This window comes from Draconibacterium orientale, from assembly GCF_900111425.1.
Taxonomy (GTDB): Bacteria; Bacteroidota; Bacteroidia; order Bacteroidales; family Prolixibacteraceae; genus Draconibacterium; species Draconibacterium orientale.
This window is the reverse complement of sequence record NZ_FOHT01000029.1, coordinates 1-20,333: the sequence shown is the minus strand read 5'-3', so window position 1 is coordinate 20,333 and position 20,333 is coordinate 1. Positions and strand designations below refer to the sequence as shown.

The 20,333-nt window shown below is 42.4% G+C and carries 13 protein-coding genes; 9 read left to right on the top strand and 4 right to left on the bottom strand.

What is annotated here, in order from left to right:
• Positions 1-29 precede the first annotated feature (29 nt).
• The 4 genes from BMW53_RS15165 to BMW53_RS15150 all read right to left on the bottom strand — a co-directional run bounded on the left by BMW53_RS15165 (position 30) and on the right by BMW53_RS15150 (position 5,028).
• Complete coding sequence (locus BMW53_RS15165) at positions 30-1,262, bottom strand: serine hydrolase domain-containing protein (RefSeq protein ID WP_051567590.1); 1,233 nt, start codon at positions 1,260-1,262, stop codon at positions 30-32.
• A gap of 71 nt (positions 1,263-1,333) precedes the next feature.
• Positions 1,334-4,096 carry a phosphoenolpyruvate carboxylase gene (locus tag BMW53_RS15160; RefSeq protein ID WP_038555876.1) on the bottom strand — a complete coding sequence of 921 codons (2,763 nt, stop codon included), beginning with the start codon at positions 4,094-4,096 and terminating at the stop codon, positions 1,334-1,336.
• A gap of 229 nt (positions 4,097-4,325) precedes the next feature.
• Complete coding sequence (locus BMW53_RS15155) at positions 4,326-4,520, bottom strand: hypothetical protein (RefSeq protein WP_038555873.1); 195 nt, start codon at positions 4,518-4,520, stop codon at positions 4,326-4,328.
• 136 nt (positions 4,521-4,656) lie between these two features.
• Complete coding sequence (locus BMW53_RS15150; protein ID WP_038555870.1) at positions 4,657-5,028, bottom strand: hypothetical protein; 372 nt, start codon at positions 5,026-5,028, stop codon at positions 4,657-4,659.
• Positions 5,029-5,717: 689 nt separating this feature from the next.
• Between BMW53_RS15150 and BMW53_RS15145 the strand changes: the two genes are divergently transcribed.
• From BMW53_RS15145 to BMW53_RS15105, 9 genes are all read left to right on the top strand, one after another.
• Positions 5,718-8,435, top strand: a complete 2,718-nt coding sequence (locus tag BMW53_RS15145; protein WP_139178196.1) for a TonB-dependent receptor — start codon at positions 5,718-5,720, stop codon at positions 8,433-8,435.
• Complete coding sequence (locus tag BMW53_RS15140; protein ID WP_038555868.1) at positions 8,435-9,511, top strand: DUF4249 domain-containing protein; 1,077 nt, start codon at positions 8,435-8,437, stop codon at positions 9,509-9,511. Before BMW53_RS15145 ends, BMW53_RS15140 begins: the two co-directional genes overlap by 1 nt.
• On the top strand, positions 9,508-11,157 hold the full coding sequence (locus tag BMW53_RS15135) for a hypothetical protein (protein ID WP_038555864.1): 1,650 nt from the start codon (positions 9,508-9,510) through the stop codon (positions 11,155-11,157). Before BMW53_RS15140 ends, BMW53_RS15135 begins: the two co-directional genes overlap by 4 nt.
• Entirely contained in the window at positions 11,154-11,879 is a 726-nt protein-coding gene (locus BMW53_RS15130) for a hypothetical protein (protein WP_038555861.1), read from the top strand. The genes BMW53_RS15135 and BMW53_RS15130 overlap by 4 nt, the downstream gene beginning before the upstream one ends.
• 62 nt (positions 11,880-11,941) lie before the next feature.
• Entirely contained in the window at positions 11,942-12,712 is a 771-nt protein-coding gene (locus BMW53_RS15125) for an outer membrane beta-barrel protein (protein ID WP_038555858.1), read from the top strand.
• An 11-nt stretch (positions 12,713-12,723) separates the two neighbouring features.
• On the top strand, positions 12,724-14,007 hold the full coding sequence (locus BMW53_RS15120) for an LVIVD repeat-containing protein (RefSeq protein ID WP_038555855.1): 1,284 nt from the start codon (positions 12,724-12,726) through the stop codon (positions 14,005-14,007).
• Positions 14,008-14,271: 264 nt separating this feature from the next.
• Positions 14,272-15,186: a lytic transglycosylase domain-containing protein gene (locus BMW53_RS15115; RefSeq protein ID WP_139178194.1), complete on the top strand. Its 915-nt coding sequence runs from the start codon at positions 14,272-14,274 to the stop codon at positions 15,184-15,186.
• 80 nt (positions 15,187-15,266) lie between these two features.
• Entirely contained in the window at positions 15,267-18,140 is a 2,874-nt protein-coding gene (gene uvrA, locus BMW53_RS15110; RefSeq protein WP_051567588.1) for an excinuclease ABC subunit UvrA, read from the top strand.
• A 280-nt stretch (positions 18,141-18,420) separates the two neighbouring features.
• Positions 18,421-20,085 (top strand): nucleoside kinase, encoded by a 1,665-nt coding sequence (locus tag BMW53_RS15105; protein WP_038555852.1) that lies wholly within the window; start codon positions 18,421-18,423, stop codon positions 20,083-20,085.
• Positions 20,086-20,333: the final 248 nt, after the last annotated feature.

Here is a 20,333-nt window from a genome sequence, read left to right as displayed (position 1 = left end):
TCACCTTTTTTTTCGGATAACTTTGGAAATTAGTGTTGCTCACGAATTTTTTCGGCCACATTCCAAAGATCAAAATCGCCGTAATGTTCCAGCGAGTTGCCACAGTGTACAATTATAATTTCCTTATCGGGAATAACATATATATTTTGTCCCAGGTTGCCCGAAGCCATAAACTGAAAAGTTGAATCGCAATTGGTTTGTCCCCACCACTGGTAGGTGTAATACACATGTTTGCAATTGTCGCCACCAAACCATTCGGGGTAAATATTGCGCGGAATATCTTTTTTCTCACGAGTAGATTCCATTACCCAATTTTCGGAAACCACCTGTTTGCCGTTCCAGTTGCCGTTATTCAGGAAAAGCCTTCCAAAACGCGCATAATCAATGGCCCGGGCGATTAGCCGGCTGGGCATGTATTCAAACCCCGATCGTTTACTGTCGATAGAAAACAATGCATCGTACTCCATAATTTCCGACCACAGTTTTTCTTCCAGGTATTCCGAAACGGTTTTGTTTGTCGCCCGTTCGATAATCAATCCTAAATAGCTGGTGTTGTAATTGTTGTATTGAAACGATTTTCCGGGTTCCCGGTCAATTTCTATTTTTTTTAGCAATAGCTGTCGTACGTTGGGATGATAATAACCAACCGCCTCGGCATGCCAAGGAAGATGAATGTAAGTACCCGGAATATAACCGGTAAAATACTTTAAGCCCGAACGCATTTCAAGCAGGTTTTTAATGGTTATTTTCTCAAAATCAGGATCACGTTCCCTGAGCTCGGGAATGTATTTTGTCATCGGGTCGTCGATACTGGCAATTAATCTATCGTCAATAGCCGCACCAATTAAAAACGAGATAAACGATTTGGCCATCGACTGCGAATGGAAATAGGATTCGCGCGAAAAGCCGTTAAAATATTTTTCGTACAAAATGGTGTCTTTGCGGATGAAAATCAGCGCTGTGGTTTGCGATTTTTCAGCCCACTCGTCAAATGAACTGAAACCCGACTGATCGACTCTATCCTGAAATAAGTTTTCCACAAAATCTTCATCAAGCACTTTGGCAAACTCAAAAGTATCAGATGAGGATTCGATTGTCCTATTCTCGAATTTTTGATAGTCGTAAACATCGGCCACATTCATAGTGGCCAAACGATAAACGTAAGTTGTCGAATAGCTTACGCACAACACAAGCAGAAACATTACTATAAGAAGAACAGGTGTTAAGAGGATAATTTTTAACGCTTTTAAAAGGGCTTTCATTGTTTTATTTTATTTCTGAAATAGGTATTGTTTTACGTTTTTAATTACAAACATTATTTTGAAATGAGAAATTATCCGGTTGTTCCCATGGCGTTTGCAATGGCATTTACCGATAGAAGCAACTGGTTAAGTATTTCTTTATTTTCGTCGGCATCGGCATTTTGCTGCCCGCGCCACTTGTTAATGTAGTGCACCTGGTAGTTGTGCAGTGTACGAAGCGCTTCGGCACGTAATTTCGTGGAGTAATAATGACTTTTTCGCCGCTCCTGCATGGGGCGCCCCAACAATTCGTTCATAATTTGCTGTGTTTTTTCAAACTCCTGCAGCAAAAGGTTTAATACAACAGAACGTGTTTCTTCATTTTTCACCAGGCCGCCGTAAAGCTGCATAATGTCTTTGTCGGTGCTTGCCAAACTGGTGTCAACATTGGTTAAAACATAGCGTATAAACTGGTTCTTCGGAATCAGCTTTTTTAGTTTCTCGTATTTGTCGGGGCATTGGTTTTTCATTTTTTCGAGTGTTGACCCAACACCGTACCAGCTGGTAATGTGGTAGCGCGATTGTCCCCAGCTGAATACCCACGGAATGGCCCGGAGATCGGAGAAACTTCTTTTTCCGGTTCGTCGTGCGGGGCGCGAGCCAATTTTACTTTGTTCAATCACATCAATTGGTGTAGCTTCCTGGTAAAAATCAAGAAAATGCGGATTTTGAAGCAGTTCTGTGTAAGTATTAAAACTTTCCTGCCCCATAAATTCCATAATTTCGGCAATGTCGTCGCCATCCTCTTCAGGCGTTTTGTGCAGCAGCGTGTTTAATGCATTCCCCGATAACATTAATTCGAGGTTGTAAACAGCATTTATTTTATTGGCAAATTTCTTTTCAATGCTTTCGCCCTGCTCGGTAATTTTAAAATTGCCCGAAAGCGTGGCGTGTGGCAGCGAACGCAAAAACCAGTGAATTGGTCCTGCACCGCGGCTAATTGAGCCTCCTTTTCCGTGGAAAAACTTAATGTCGATACCGTATTTTCTGCCCACTTCCGTAATTTCTTTCTGCGCTTTGTATAAAAACCATGCACTGGCCAGTATCCCGCCGTCTTTGTTGCTATCGCTGTAGCCAATCATTACTTCCTGTGTTTTTACCGGCAGGTTTTGTGCTTTACGCTGGTATTCCAGGCTGTTTTGAACTTCAGGATAGCTAAAATATTCTTCCAGTATGGCCGGACTGTCGATCAAATCCTGAATGGTTTCGAAAAGCGGAACAACATGCAGTTTAATGATCATCGTATCGCGGAAAAGTGTAAGGCCGGCTTCTCGTGCCAGAATATAAACGGTAAGCAAATCGCTAACACTTTGGGTCATGCTAATAATTAGCGACCCGATGGAATAGTGCGCATATTTTGAAATGTGATTGTTCAGTAACTGAAAACATTCGATCGTGTTTTTCGATTCGGTATCGAGCTGGCTGTAATCGTGCGTAAACGGTCGCGCCGATCGTAGTTCCTTCTCCAGAAATGCTTTTTTGCCCTCCTCGGTCCATTCGGTATCTTTAGCGTTAAACGGATCTGATTTTTCAACCAGTTGTTGCAGGGCCAAATGGTAATAGCGGCTGTTTTGCCTGATGTCGAGTTCGGCAAGATGAAAACCAAAGGTTTGGATAAAATAGATGGAGCGGTTAACCGATTGATGGGCGATGTCGATATAATTCGTTTCCAGTAGGGCGCTTTTTAGCAATTCCAGGTCTTCGAGCAATTGTTTGGAGTTATCGTAGGTGCCTTTTTTGTCGTCGAGCTCCAACAACTGAGAATTCCCGATATTTAGTGGCAGTTTATTGATAAAAAGCTGCACTATAAGTTTAAACGCCTCGTTCTTCGATGATGAAATAATTTTTTTCGTTTTATTTCCCGCTTCGGCCACCAGCTCTTTAAAGCGCTTAACCATAAACTCAGGCAGTTCCGATATTTCAAAATAAAAACTCAGGTCGTCGGCCAGTCTGTTCAGTTCGTTCTTAACCGTGATAAAAGCGTTTAAGCGAAGTTTGTGTAACGCTTTTTGGGTTACTTCTGCAGTAACCAACGGATGGCCATCGCGATCGCCACCAATCCAGGTTCCGAATTTTAACCGCGGAAAATTGTTGTTTTTAATTAGTGGGCTGGAGTCGAACCCGGAAAATTCCCAGGCCTGAACAAGTCGCCGGTTTAACAGCGGAACCACCTCGGGGAAAACATTTACAAAATAGTGAATAGCATTATCCAGCTCGTTTTCAACGGTGGGTTTTTCCATGTAAAACTCGTCGATGTGCCAGATGGAGGAAATTACACGTTTCATTTCTTCGCGATTTTCCTGTAGCTCGTACGAGTTGTACATCGAGTTCTCGCGTTTTACCAAAAGCAGGTACAGCTCGCGGTATTTTTTGAGAATTACCGGACGTTTGGCTTCGGTAGGGTGAGCGGTTAAAACCGGCTGAATAGAAATATTATTAAACGATTCGAGAATTTTTTCTTCTGCAATTCCTTTTTCTTTTAAAAGATGTAGGCTGTTGGCCCACAGTCCGTTTGTGGCCAGTAGCGAGTTGCTTTCTTCGGTTTTTCGGCGTTGTTGCACGGCACCGTTTGTTTCGGCCAGGTTTAACAGCTGAAAACAAACCGAATACATGTTAAAGTGCTTTTGCGAAAAATAACCGGCATTTTGTGAATTCTCGTCACCAATCCATGGCATTACGCTTGCCACTTCTTTTTCGCCATTTTCAATCAGTACTTCGCGGAAACAGGTTAAAAGAAATTGGAGATCGGAATAGGGCTTACCAAGTTCTTTGATCAAAATCTGCAGATTCGACATCGTGCTATAGTTTGTGTTTATAAACCATAACAATTAAAAAGAGAAAAGTTTTTCTACATCACTTTTTTTGCAAGAGAATTGGTTGACGGAGTGTGTTTTGTAATGGTTTTTACAGCACGTAATTTTGCCCGCTGAAAAGGATTTTTGTGTTTTACGGCGAATAAAACTGCAGTACTATATTATACTACTGCCTGAGGGTTATCTTATAACAGTTAAATATTATTTGGTATTAGTTAATACCGAATAGCTGTTGTTTCAGAATGTGGTAAACCGAAAAGTCCTGGAATGAAGAGGTAAAACTCTTTTCGCTAATGGTTTCTTTGCTTAATTCAAATAATGGAGTGGATGTTTCGCTTATTTCCGAGGCGCTAACTATTTTTAGCTCTCTTACTTCCTGGGTAAGTTTTAATGCATTTAATTTCATGACTATCACAACTTTAAATTTTAGGTAAAAATAAACGGTTTATATCATGTAAAGCATTGATTTTCTGCCTAAAATCACAGGGCAAAATACTGAAAATATCTAAGAAAAGGTAACGATAACACAATTTTGTTATTCTTTAAGCAGAAACGGCGCACATTCGCATTGCTTCGTCGTTTAAAAAGGCTTGTGCCTGTCCGTAAGATTGCAGGTTTCGTTTTGTGGCAAAGATGCTGATCTTCAGGTTGGGATGATCCACTTCTTCCGAAAACACTTTTAACTTTCTGGCGATATTTTGTAATGGAATAATTTCGCCGGTTTCGTAGTTATACGAAAAATCATCATGCTCGGCAAACACAAACTCGATACCCGAATCTCCGATCGCCAAATCGTAAAATCGCGAGAAAACGATGAAAATCCTTCCGTTTGGCATTCCGTAATAATGCGCAGGAAAAGCAGTTGGCAGGTATGATGCAGGGGTTTGGTGAATGATTTTTGCGAGTGCCTTCATATCTTTTCAATTTAATATGTTATTAAAAATATACTGATGCTACCGACTTTAACCAGTTGTAACAGCAGTAATTATTCAAAACGCCACTTTTGGGTGGGCCTGTTAATTGTCCTTATAAAATTTTAATAATGCGTCCTTCTACTATAATATCCCCTAAAATACAAAAAAGTAATCCTATAAAATATTGCTTTTGAGTTATTTAAGGTTTTTTGAGTAACAATTGGGCAATTAACGGAAAGGGGCTCCGAAAAATACTGATTGGGTTAACAGTTTATAAGTGCTGCCTGGCTAAGTTAAGAACCGGGTTGAGGCGGCCGGTGCCGTACGCACGTTTTTGCACGAAAAATCTTCGGATATCGGAGTATCGTTGTTGCAAGCCGGGGCGTGAGGTAAAAGATTGCCGTTTTCGCCGAAGCTGGTGAAAATTAATCGGGAATAAAATAAAAAGAGTTGTAACATATTGCCCTGTTTTTATACTATTGTTAAATACCGAATAGAATAACAAGGTTTATTGCTCACGAAATACTGAAAATAACGCAGACATGTTAAGTACGCTTTTAGCAAAACCTGGTTATGTAGAACGGTATTGTTGATTGTTTTTTGCTGAACAGAATGCTTAAATGAAGTTCGTTTAAACTTCCGGAGAGAATGAAAGTCAAACAAAATATAAATTAAGACTCAAAACCAAATTGAAGAATTATTTGATTAATCATGTGCTCCTGTTTTTATTTCTCTTGTTGGGAAGTAATACGCTTTTGTATGCCCAGCAAATTGAGGAGTTAAAAATCAGTGGTTCGTACCAAAACCGGCCCCTTGTGCAATTTTTGAATGACCTGGAGACCAATTATAATTTACGGGTTTATTACAAAGATTCGTGGATTGAAAACTCAACCATTTCCAATCAGTTTGAAAACACTCCATTGTTGCAGGCGCTAAATAATGTATTTTACGATTCGGAACTAACCTATGATTTCTTCCAGAATGATGGAATTGTAATTTTTCGCAGGTCGGCCGATACCCGGTCGAAATTTGATGATTACTCACAAACTCTGGTAGTGGGCGATCCCATGAATTTAGGCCGATACAAAACGGCAACACTAAAAGGCAGGGTGCTCGACGGAAAAGACGGAGCTCCGCTGGTTGGTGCCGTGGTTTATTGCAACAAGCTTCAAAAAGGTACCACATCTGATGCCAACGGAAATTTTGAACTGGACTTGCCAACCGGCGACTTAAGATTAACGATCACCTATATCGGTTTTGAAGGCTCCTCAATAGATGTTCGTTTGATTGAAGATGGTACCGCAGATTTTCGATTGTTTGAAGAATCGCATAACATTGATGAGGTTACCGTGTTGGGATCGGATGGAGATGTGCCCCGGGCGCAAATGAGTATGGTGCAAATGAGTGGAAAAGAAATTCAGCAACTGCCGGCATTAATGGGCGAGGTTGATGTGTTAAAAGGGCTTACCATTCTGGCCGGCGTACAAACCGTTAGCGAATTGTCGTCGGGATTTAACGTTCGTGGCGGAAACACCGATCAAAACCTTATTCTGGTAAATGGCAGCCCCGTATTTAATTCGTCGCACCTGTTTGGTTTTATGTCGCTTATTAATCCTGATGTGGTGGAAAATGTGCGATTGTTTAAAGGAGGCATGCCGGCGCGTTACGGCGAACGGGTGGCATCGGTGATGGAGGTTGACTTTAAAGAAGGAAACGACGAAACCATACGCTTATATGGCGGAATTGGAATTATAAACTCGCGCCTGGCGCTTGACGGGCCATTAACTAAAAATAAAAAGCTTACCGTAGCAATCGGTGGCCGAAGTTCCTATACCGACTGGTTGTTGCAAGAAATTCCCAATCTCGACTTAAACGAAGGTGTTACCCATTTTTATGATGTGTCGGGAAAACTAACTTATAAGTTCAATCAGCACAACAAACTAAGCGTAATGGCCTATACCAGTTTCGACGAGTTTAGTACCAGTTCGCAATCGATAACCGAATACGGAAACCTGCTGGGCAACTTAAAACTAAACAATCGCTTTGGCGAAAAATTTTATGGCGAGCTGGATGCCGCCTACAGCCGTTACGATTACCGCCTTACTGATCTGGCCAACGATAAACCTTATGAAGCTTATTATCTCGATAATCAGTTGCAGTACAGTTCGGTTGGGTATAACTTTAAATGGCACCCCAACGAGCGCCATAATTCCGAAGCCGGTTTTAAAGCTGTTTACAACGAAATCAGTCCGGGAGAGATTATTCCACAGCATGATACTACGGTAATTGTAGGTCGAAAATTAGCAATGGAGAAAACACTGGATTGGTCGGTGTTTGTAAGCGACGAATTTCAGGTTTTGCCGAACTTCTCGATTGTGGCCGGTTTGCGTTACAATCATTTTAGTAATATTGGTACTCCGCTGGTTTATTTGTACGATGAGGGGCAGCCCAAAGATCCGGGAACGGTGACCGACTCGCTGCAGTTTGGCAACAACGAGGCTTCGGCAACTTACGGTGGAATTGAGCCGAGGCTGGCATTGAATTACGATCTTGATATGAACACCGTGCTGAAATTCAGTTATCAGCGTACCCGGCAAAATATTTTTCAGCTCAGCAATAATGCGGTAATCTCGCCGGCCGAAACATGGAAAGCCGCCGATTACCATTTAAAACCACTTATTTCCGATCAGGTGGCAGTTGGTGTTGAAAATAACTCGTTGTTGGCGAATTTTGATCTTGCAGCGGAAGTGTATTACAAATATTTGCAAAATCTGATTGAGTATAAAAATGGAGCTCAGCTAATTATGAACGACCATGTTGAAACGGCACTTGTGCCTACAAAAGGTTATTCGTATGGGATTGAGCTGAGCGCACGCAAAAACTTTGGCCGCTTAACCGGTTATGCCAGCTATGTATATTCGCGAACAATGCGGAAAAATACCAGCGATTTTGACGAAGAGAATTTGTGGAACGGCGATTATTATCCATCAATTTACGATAAACCACACGATTTTTCGCTAACGGCAACCTATAATATTAGTCGCAGATGGCGTTTTTCGGGTAACTTTGTTATGGTTTCAGGAAGACCCACCACCTTGCCCGAAATTAAATATGAATTTGCCGGCGAAGATCTGGTTTATTATTCCGATAGAAATAAATACCGCATGCCATCGTATCATCGTTTGGATTTGTCAATCACTTTTGATCAAAACCTGCGTAAAAAACGGATGTGGAAAGGCAGCTGGACCTTGTCGGTATATAATGTTTACGGCCGAAATAATCCGTATTCGGTGTATTACAAAAAGTCGGTACCGGGCGAAAGCAATAATTACACCCGTTATTCACTGTTTAAACTGTCGGTAATTGGTATTCCGGTTCCTTCGCTAACGTATAATTTTAGGTTTTAATGAAGCGTATTATTACATATAGTTTTCTGTTGCTCATTCTACTGTCGGGCTGCGAAGATGTTTACCGGCCTGATATAGATGTGGTGGACAATGTTTTGGTTGCCGATGCACGAATTTCGGCCGACCAACGGATTAATTACATTCATTTATACGAATCGGTGGCCTACTACGATAATGCCAGCACCGGGCCTGCAGTTACCGATGCCGATGTGCGGCTTATTGATAATAATGGTAACGAACTGAAGCTACAGCATTATTCTCAGGGGCAATACAGGTTGGCGCAGACTCTTGATCCGAATTTGCAGTATAAATTAAAAATTCAATACCAGGGAGAAGAATATGAATCGATTTTTGAGGACATACCCCAAAAACCATCGATTGACAGTGTGTATGGTTTTGAGGAGGTTGAAATAAGACAGGAAAGCGGTGATAATGATGTGGATAATGTGGATAGATCAGAAGGTATTCGTTTGTATGCTGATATTACGCCCAACAACGAAAATCCTTACTGCCGCTTTACCACCCGCTTTGTTTTGCAATACAATTATGTTATCGATGTTCCCGGACCGTCTGGTATTGGAATGCCCGAAACGGTGTATGGATGGAGATCTTCCTATCCGCAGGAAGCATTTAATATTGCTGCGCCACCGGAATATTCGGGTACAAAAGAAATTAAAAAGCATGCCTTGTATTTCTTGAAAAACAAAATGCAATACAAAGAAGAACATATTTTTGCAGGCTGGATAGTAATCCTGTATCAGCACGGAATAACTGAAAGTGCCTATAACTATTACGATGATTTGAATAATCAACTTGAATCTGAAGGAAAAATATTTGACCCCCTGTATGTGCAGGCACGCAGTAATATTAAATGTACTACAGACAGTGATCAGAAGATACTCGGGAATTTTGAAATATCAGTGAATAACGAAACAAGGTATTTTTTGCGATACATATCTGAAACAGCAGGATTTATATTGCGCGAGATTGAGGAACTACACAACATTCCTTTATCTGGCGAACAAGTGTCTGTTGCTCCTGCTTTTTGGCAGTATCCTTATAGTAAGAAACAATGAGCAGAGCATTAAAAATAGTATTTCTGGTGGTTAGTGTTTGGTTGGGTTTTAACGCCGGTGCGCAAACTACGGCCAACCGCGAACTTGTAGTTTTTACCGATCGCGACTATTGCATTTCGGGCGATACTTTATGGGTAAAAATATATGTGCCCAACGAGTTACAGCAATACGGTAATATTGTGCGTTTGCAACTCGAATCGCAAACCGGTAATTTAATCGCATCGCGTGCCGTAAAGTGCAACAACACACATACCGAAGGTTATATTGCCGTGCCCGATTCCCTGCAAACCGGCTTGTATTTTGTGCATGCCTTTTTTAACGCACAGCGAAATAATGGGTTGCTGAAATGTATTGGCAGGTCGGTATATGTTTATAATCGTTTCGATGAAAGAATCGATCGGTTGCCGGTAGTGGAAAATAAAACTTCGGTTATTATTCCGGAAAGTGCCGGTAGCCAGATTGATATAAATCTTGAAGACCCGGATTATCACCGGCGCGATGAAGTAAAGGGGAATATTAATACCGGAGACAACGAGTTCGTATTTATGGTGGCAAGTGCCCGGATAATTGAACCTTTTTCGCATGAAAATACCGGTTTTATGAACTTCGGGATGAAAGACCAGAATGTGGGTATTCCGGAATTCCCGGAAAAAGACGGGGTATTGATTAGCGGCCGCCTAAGCGACAAGGAAACGGGCGATGCAAGCACGGAACTGGTATTGTTAACCGTTACCGGAAACGAAACCTATTTTGATTATTATTACCCCGACTCAACCGGACAGTTTCATTTTTTTCTGCCCGATGCAATGGGGAGTGCCAACCTGATTCTGCAGGCACTTGCGGAGGAAGATACATTATTCGATATTGAGCTGACTCCGAATTTTATGTCGGCCGTGCAACAATTAAAATTCGACTCGACTTTTGTAAACCCAAAACAGAGCGAAATTATTGAAAACACAATAAAAGGCACATTCTTTAATAAACTTTTCAGAGGTGTTTCAATTAGCCATAACGATGCGTTTGAAATGTCAAATCCTTACGGAATACCATTTTACGGCATCCCCGATAATCATATTGTTCCTGAACTGTTTATTGATTTGCCCAGTTTTAAAGAAATTTCGCGCGAATTGCTTATCGGATTTCAATACCGCGAGCGAAAGGATCAGCTTACATTCAGGATGTTAAACTACGGGCAGGATCGGTTTTTTGATGCTGAACCATTGCGGCTTATCAATGGAATTCCGGTATTTAAAAATTCATTTTTTCAGGACTTGAAATCTACGGATATTGCCTCCATCGATTTGGTAAAAAGCGAGCGTGTTTTTGGAGACCTGCGTTTTACGGGCATACTGGCTGTGTCGTTAAACGATAAATCGAATAGCTGGCTGGCCCAACAGCCCAATCTTTTTCAGTTAAAAGTGCCGTGTATCGAATTTCCAAAACAGCCGAACTACAGACCGAACGCAAAGAGCAAAACACAACCGGATACCCGTAGCCAGTTTTTAAATTCGGTGATTGAACCCGCTGGAAGCTGGCCATTTAGCTTTCAACTTTCAGATGTAAAAGGAGATTTGGAAATTAAAGTGGAAGCCATAACAAAATCGGGGAAACTGTATAGAACGTCAAAAATAATATCGGTACAATGAGCAGCTTAAAAAAATATACAGGTGTGGTTTTGGGGGTGTTGTTTGCTTTTATTGTGCAGGCTCAGAACATGGGAATCGAGACCTATCACCTCAATAGCAAATCAAATAACCTTCAGGGAAAAATGCTTGGCGAAGTTTTTACGCTTAACGCCGATATCAATTACTTCTTTTTGTATCCCGACGATTGGGTTGCCGGATCGGTAAAATTTGTAAACGGCAATAAGTTTGAAAATATCCGGTTACGTTATCAGGCCTTTGATGATGAGCTGATTACGTATAACGACAACGGGGGCTTTTTGTATGTGGTTGAAAAAGAAATGGTAGAATGGTTTTCGTTTCAGGACGGAAGCAAAACACGAAAGTTTGTACGCCTCACCAAAAACAACAATCAGCAAACCAGTATGTATTTAGAAGAGCTTTATAACCGAGAGCTTAGTTTGTTGGTTAACTGGTATATTTACGAACAATCGGTTAGCCCTTATACCGATAGAAACGGGATAAAACGAGCTGTTGAGTACCTGATGCGTAAAGACTATTATTTATATACCGAAAAGGGTGGAATAACTAAAATACGACTTAATCGGGTGGCTTTATTCTCCCTGTTCCCGGAAAATAAGAAGCAAATTCGAAAGCTCCTGCGTAAAAACAGTTTGCACATAAACAGCGAGTTGTCAATGATTGACGCCCTCGGGCTATTAAGCAAAAACAAACTTACTGAATAAAATTTTTTGTTGAACGCAACCTAAGCAGATCACATTGCATCTTCATAAAAACAAAAAACACTATGAAGAAACTACTTGTGCTGCTGTGTATTTCGGTATTGTCGCTTTCCGTTTTTGCGCAATCCGAAAAAGGTCATGTTTATCTGAAAAACGGTTCCATTATAAAAGGAAAATACACGTATATAAACAACGGAAAACAATTGCAAATTGAGTCGGCCGGGAATGTATGGATTTTCGATGCCGAAGAAGTGGATAAAATTGCCTCGAAGCACGACGTAAAAACGATGTTCAATGAAGAAGCGCCAAAGGATGTTAAATGGTTTTTCAGAACCGAAATGGGTGTTTTAGCCGGAAATTCGGATAACAGCCAGTCGGCACCATTTTCTATTAGCGGTTCGGCAAACTACCTGGTAAATCAGAATTTATCGGTAGGCCTGGGTTTTGGTGTTGAATTTCTGAAAGAAACGTACCTGCCTGTTTTTGCTAATTTCGAATACCGTTTTAAGAAACAATTATCCGGCCCCTACGTGTTTTTAAAGGCCGGTTACCAGGTTCCGGTAGAAGGCTCAAACGAAATTTATTACGATGTGTACCCCGTTTGGAGCAGTTTTGCACCCTGGCCGGGTGATATGGGACAAAACGGTTTCGATAGCAAAGGGGGAGTGCTCCTAAATCCCGGCATCGGTTATCAGCAAATGTTTTCCACCAGTTTAGGGATGAGTTTTGCTGTTGGTTATCAGTTTCACCGCCTGAATTACGATGGCGATAACGACTATTCGCTTGACATCGACTACAACCGCGTTACGGTTAAAATCGGTATTATTTTCAACTAAAAACACTGACAATGAAGACAATTAAAGATATAGTTCTGCTACTGTTTATTGCGCTGGCTTTTTCAGCGTGTTTGGACGAATACACCGAAGAGTTTACGGCCAATTCACCAATTTATCTGTCGTATGAAGAACTGCGTGCCGGAGTTAAATCTGAAGGTTCGCGCGAACTGGTAAATCCGGGTAAAATCTATTTTAAAGACGGCTACTTATTTATTGTTGAAGAATTTGAAGGCGTACATATTATCGACAACCAAAATCCTGCCGATCCGCAAAATGTTGGCTTTATCGAAATTCCCGGGAATGTTGATATTGCCATAAAAGAAGATATTCTTTATGCCGACAGTTACATCGATTTGGTGGCCATCGATATTAGCGATATAAATAATCCAACGGAAGTTGATCGTGTTAAGGACGTGCTGCCATACACTTTGCCGCCTGCCGATGAAGATTACCGTTTTGCCGAAGTGAACAAAGAAAAAGGAGTGGTTACCGGATGGGAAATAAAGAAGGTGCGCCAGGAAATGGAATACCATTATTACCCGGTGTATCGTTGGGGCTATGCTGAAGATGCCTTGTTTAATGCCGCTCCGAAATTGAGTAACGGGGGAGGACAAACCAGTACTTTTGGTGTTGGCGGATCGATGGCGCGCTTTGGTTTGTACAACGATTATTTATACGCTGTTGATGAGGCTAACCTTCATGTTTTCGATGTGAAAGCTCCTGAAAGTCCATCGGAAATCGGGCAGCAAAACGTTGGCTGGAATGTGGAAACGTTATTTATTTACGACAATCATATGTTTTTGGGAACACAATCGGGTATGCGCATATTTAACATCGAAGTGCCAACGTATCCGGTTTATGTCAGCGATTTCTGGCATGTTACAAGTTGCGATCCTGTGGTAATTGCCGATGGATATGCCTACGTAACCTTACGTGGCGGAACCACCTGTGGAAGTACGGTTAACCGCCTCGATGTGCTTCAGTTGGATGATGATTATGTGGATAATGATTTAATCGCATCCTATCCGCTGCACGGGCCATACGGGTTGGGAATCGATGGCGATGTGCTTTTTGTTTGCGACGGCGATGCCGGGCTTAAAGTTTACGATGCCGAAGATAAAACAGCCATCGACGACCATATGATCTCGCATTTTGCCAACATCAACACTTACGATGTAATTCCGCTAAACGGCTATCTGTTTATGATTGGCGATGATGGATTTTACCAGTACGATTATTCCGATTTGCAAAATATTACTCAGGTAAGTCACATCCCTGTTTATCGCGAAGATTAGCGGGTGAAGGCACATTGGGTCCTCCAACTCTGAACGATATCTTAAGGCTCGGCAAACTGTCGGGCTTTTTTATTGTTATACCAATTTGAATTGTTTTGCCTGTAAGGCAGGCTTTATTGGTATAATGCCGATAGTTATTTGAAACACAATAAAGAACAACGTGAATTTATTGGGTATTATCAAATACTAATCGGTAATATTCAATCAGTAATCGAGGCAAAATTGTATTTTTGCTGTTTGAAAAACTAAAGGAAGAATAAACGGATGATGACGAAAATTTGGAGAAGATTTATTGCCCCGTTTTTAGTGGTGATGAACATTGCGGTGGTGGTGGTTATTCTGGTGTCGGCGCAATCGGGAAAAACTGAAATAGTAGTAGAAAAGGACGTAATGTTCGAACCTGTAGAGTTGCCTGAAACGGTTAGTTTTGCAGGAGAAAAAATGCCGCTCGAACGGTTTTATGTAAAAGAAGCACTCGACCGCGAACTGCTTTCCAACGCTTATTTTCATTCGCAAACCATTCGCTACATAAAATTGGTGCCTCGTTATTTTCCTATTATCGAGCCCATCCTGAAAGAACATGGTATTCCTGATGATTTTAAATACCTGGCTGTAGCCGAAAGCGGTCTTGATCCGCGGGCTATCTCACCTGCACGTGCAGCCGGTTTCTGGCAGTTGATGGAAGGAACTGGAAAAGATTACGGCCTGGAGATAAACAGCGAAGTTGACGAGCGTTACCACATCGAGAAAGCAACGCATGTAGCCTGCGAGTACATTAAAAAAGCTTACGAAAAATTCGGAAGCTGGACCATGGTTGCCGCAGCTTACAACAGGGGAATGAACGGTGTGAACCGCCAGGTTGAAAGGCAAAAAGAGGATGATTATTACGATTTGCTGATTACCACCGAAACAGCCCGTTATGTTTATCGCATTGTGGCCCTGAAGTTGATTCTTGAAAATCCGGAGAAGTATAAGTTTTATATTTCCGAAGAGGATAAATATCCGATCATTCCAACCAAAAAAGTGGAGATTAAAGGCTCGGTTGCCAATTTTGCCGACTATGCGCAAAAACAAGGGCTGAGCTATAAAGTATTTAAGGATTTTAATCCCTGGCTGCGCGAGAATGAACTCACTTATTCGGGCAGAAAAAGATATTGGGTAGAAATTCCGGAATTGTAATAGCCGACAACTAAAGTTACATTGCCCCAAATTTGTGTTGATTGTGATGCTGAACCGTTAGCAGCACCAAATTGCTAAAAATGACGAAGAACAAAGTAGAAAAAGATACAGAAGTACTACTGGCTGAGCTCGAATCGGAAGAGAAGATTATCGTTCAGGGAGCCCGTGTACACAACCTCCGAAATATTGACGTTGAAATTCCGCGAAATAAATTAACCGTGATTACCGGTTTAAGCGGAAGTGGAAAGTCGTCGCTAGCATTCGATACCATTTATGCCGAGGGGCAGCGTCGGTACATCGAAACGTTTTCGGCCTATGCACGGTCGTTTCTCGGAAACATGGAGCGTCCCGATGTGGATAAGATCACAGGTTTAAGTCCGGTAATTTCCATCGAACAGAAGGTAACCACCCGAAATCCGCGATCGACGGTTGGAACGGTAACCGAGATTTACGACTTTCTACGTTTGTTGTATGCCCGCGTCGGCGAAGCATTCTCGTACAACACCGGCGAAAAAATGGTAAAGTACACCGAAGAAAAGATCATTAACCTGATAAAAAGTGATTTTGCCGGAAAACGTATCAATATTTTGGCGCCCGTGGTGAAAGGCCGTAAAGGACATTACCGCGAGCTGTTTGAGCAAATCCGCCGCAAAGGTTTTCTTACTGCACGAATTGATGGTGAGCTGACCGAACTGATGCACAACCATAAAGTTGACCGTTACAAAAACCACTTTATCGAGATTGTGATTGACAAACTGGTGGTTGATGAAGCCAGTACAAAACGCCTGAAAGACAGTGTGCAGATTGCCATGAAACACGGGCACGGAGTTTTGATGATCCTCGATCACGATACGAACGAAGCCAAATACTACAGCCGTTTGCTGATGTGCCCGACTACCGGAATATCGTACAACGAACCGGCACCGTACAACTTTTCATTCAACTCGCCACAGGGAGCGTGCCCGAAGTGTAACGGTCTGGGCCGCGTAACCGAGATCGATTTGGATAAGATAATGCCCGAAAAGGATAAAAGCATCAACAAAGGAGGAATTGCACCGCTTGGGCCGTATAAAAACACGCTTATTTTCTGGCAGATAGAGGCTCTGGGAGAGAAACATGGTTTCACGTTAAAAACACCTGTTAAAGATATTCCGCAAGACGGACTGAATGAAGTGTTGTTTGGAACCAACGACCGCATTCAGCTTAAAAATACACCACTTGGTAACAGCATGAATTACATGATGAGTTACGATGGGGTGATAAAATACATCGACAATCAGCGCGAAGAAACAACTTCGAAAACTGCGCAGAAATGGGCCAACCAGTTTGTAAAAACCATTGAGTGCCCCGAGTGTAAAGGCATGCGACTGAAAAATGAATCGTTGCATTTTAAAATCGATGGTAAAAACATTTCGGAGCTGGCCAGGCTTGATTTGGATGAACTTGGCGAATGGCTGAATGGTTTGGAGAACCGAATTTCAGAACGTCAGCTAAAAATTGGTGCCGAAGTGATCAAAGAAATCCGCGACCGCCTCGGTTTTATGCTGGGCGTGGGGCTGAATTACCTGGCACTCGACCGTTCGGCGCAAAGCCTTTCGGGTGGCGAATCGCAGCGTATTCGGCTGGCCACACAAATTGGCTCGCAGCTGGTAAACGTGCTTTATATTTTGGATGAGCCAAGCATCGGGCTGCATCACCGCGACAACCTGAAACTCATTCAGGCGCTGGAGCAATTGCGCGACTCAGGCAACTCGGTAGTTGTGGTGGAACACGACCGCGATACCATGTTACACGCCGATCATCTGATTGATATGGGACCGCATGCCGGTCGCCACGGAGGAGAGGTCGTCGCAGCCGGAACGCCACAGGAAGTGTTGAAATCGAAATCGCTGACTGCCGATTACCTCAACGAAAGAAAAAAAATTGAAGTGCCTGCAGTGCGCAGAAACGGAAAGTCGGATATTTTAAAAATCACAGGCTGTACGGGGAATAACCTGAACAATGTAACGCTCGAAATTCCGCTGGGTAAATTTATCTGTGTAACCGGCGTCTCCGGCTCAGGAAAATCAACATTGATAAACGAAACGTTACAGCCCATTCTAAGCCAGCATTTTTATAAATCATTAAAAGATCCGCTGCCCTATAAAACGGTGGAAGGACTGGAATTGATTGATAAAGTAATTCGTGTCGATCAGTCGCCGATTGGCCGCACACCACGCTCAAATCCGGTTACTTATACCAACGTATTTGGCGATATCAGAAGTTTGTTTGCTCAGTTGCCCGAAGCAAAAATTCGTGGTTATAAACCTGGTCGTTTTTCATTCAACGTAAAAGGCGGACGCTGTGAAGAATGCCAGGGTGGGGGATTGAAACTTATCGAAATGAACTTCCTGCCCGATGTGTATGTGCATTGCGACAAGTGTAACGGCAAACGCTACAACCGCGAAACGCTGGAAGTGCGCTACAAAGGAAAATCAATTAGCGATGTGCTGGATATGACCATCAACCAGGGTGTGGAGTTTTTCGACCATATTCCATCAATAGCCAATAAACTGAGCACTTTGCAAGATGTTGGTTTGGGGTACATTACGCTGGGACAATCGTCAACTACGCTTTCGGGTGGTGAATCGCAACGGGTAAAACTGGCTTCCGAACTGGCCAAACGCGATACCGGCAAAACCATCTACATTCTGGATGAACCTACAACCGGTCTGCATTTCGAGGATGTTCGTGTGTTGCTGGAGGTACTGAATAAATTGGTAGAAAAGGGGAATACCGTAATTGTTATCGAGCACAATATGGATGTTATTAAAGTTGCCGATCACATTATCGATGTTGGTCCGGAAGGCGGAAAACATGGTGGAAAAATACTTTGTACCGGAACACCTGAAGAAATTTGCACAAACAAAAAATCGCACACGGCTAAATATTTAAAACAGGAGTTAGGCTTGTAGGGGCTGCTTTCTGATTTTTACCACAGAGTTTACCGGGATACCGCAGAGTTTCACAAAGTAAAGCGTGTAATCTATTGTGTTCTTATATGCTCTGTGTGGTGGTGTCTGAATATTGAACGTGATCAGGAGTTTTGCAATCTTCTCGTTTTAAATTCAGTACTGTAAAACCTTTCATATTTGGTGAAATGTGTCGCTGTTGAGCCCGAAAAACTTTACTTGCAACGGTAATTGCTCATCGCATTTTTATACATTTACCACTGGAAACAGACAAACAGTGGCTATGAGAGAAGTTGAAATTTATTGCAGGAATACACATATGACCCATACTTATCCTATGGGGACATCATTGCTCGAAATCAGTAAAGATTTGAATATAAAACTCCATAACCAGGTTTGTGGAGCTATTGTAAACCACCAGGTGAAAGAGCTGTCGTTTTGCGTGGTAAAGCCCAAGCACATCGAGTTTATCGATTTTACGCATCCCGATGGTGTACGAATGTATATCCGTAGTTTGGTTTTTGTGTTGTACGCCGCAGTTAAGGAAGTTTTTCCGCATGTGGCATTCAAAGTGCAAAACGGTATAAGCAATGGTTATTTTTGCGAACTGCAGGGGCTGGAACGCGAAATTTCCGACTCTGACATTTTTTCGATAAAGCAGGAAATGAATGCGCTTATTGAGGCCGATATTCCGTTTGTAAAGAAAGGTATAATTACATCGCACGCCGTTGATTTGCTGGCAAAACAGGGGCTGGAGGATAAGGCCCAGCTGTTCGAGCAACAAGGGCGTATGTACTCGTATCTTTATTTTCTGAACGATCTTGGCGATTATTTCTATGGCAACCTGCTGCCCTCAACCGGGTACATTTCAAATTATGGCCTGGTTCCGTATTTTGATGGTTTGTTGTTGCAGGTTCCGCGCCGGAAACACTTCAAAAAGTTGCATAAAGTTGTGTATAACGACAAGCTGTTCGAGATCTTTCAGGAACAAAAAGACTGGGCCGAAATTCTGAATGTTTCCACCATTGGCAGTTTGAACGATTTTGCACTTCAGAACCGTAGTGGCGATATCATAAAAATATCGGAAGCGCTACACGAGAAAAAGATTGCAGAAATTGCCAATCAGATATCGGCACGCGGAAACGGAACCAAGGTGGTGTTGGTTGCCGGACCATCGGCATCGGGGAAAACTACATTTAGCAAACGGTTGGGTGTACAGCTGGCAGTAAACGGTATGCGTCCGTACCAGGTGTCGCTCGACGATTATTTTGTTGATCGCGAACATACACCAAAAGATGAACGTGGCGAATACGACTTTGAGGCGCTGGAAGCCATCGATATTGAGTTTTTTAACCACCAGCTGATCGCTCTTTTTGAAGGCAAGGAAGTGCGTTTGCCCAAGTTTGATTTCCATAGCGGAAAACGCATGGAAAACGGAAGAACGCTGAAACTCGAAAAGGATGATATTTTAATTGTGGAAGGTATTCACGGAATGAATCCCGGTCTGCTGACCGATGTAAAGGAGCAGAACACCTTTAAAATTTTCATATCGGCGCTTACCCAGATTTCGGTGGATGAGCACACGCATATTTCAACAGCTGATAACCGCTTGCTGCGTCGTATGATCCGCGATAGCCGATACCGGGGCTACCGCGCTGCCGATACAATTAAACGCTGGCCATCGGTGCGAAAAGGCGAGGAGAAAAATATTTTCCCTTACCAGGAGAATGCCGATATAATGTTTAACTCGGCAACCATTTACGAGCTGGCCGTTTTGAAAAAATATGCCGAGCCGATATTAAAGACCGTGCTCGAGAATCAGCCGGAATATACAGAGTCCACACGTTTACTGGAATTCCTGTCGTACTTTAAACCCATCAGCGATGTGGAAATCCCGCCAACCTCGCTGCTGCGCGAGTTTTTAGGGGGAAGTAGTTTTGCATATTGATTTTGTAATTGGGATTATTAGTTACCAGTAAAGAATAATAGATTGCTTCACTTGGTTCGCAATGATAATGATTCGGATTGGTTTGAAGAGAGGTGCTTCGCGGCTTTGCCGCAAAGCACCTCTCTTTTCAATCTCCCTTGATTTATATCATTCCGAGAGTCCACCCATTTTTAATGGGCATAATGAGGTAATGACAGTAGATATACCGAACTTAGCAGCAAGCCTGCACAGTTTGACCGTTCTTTGTA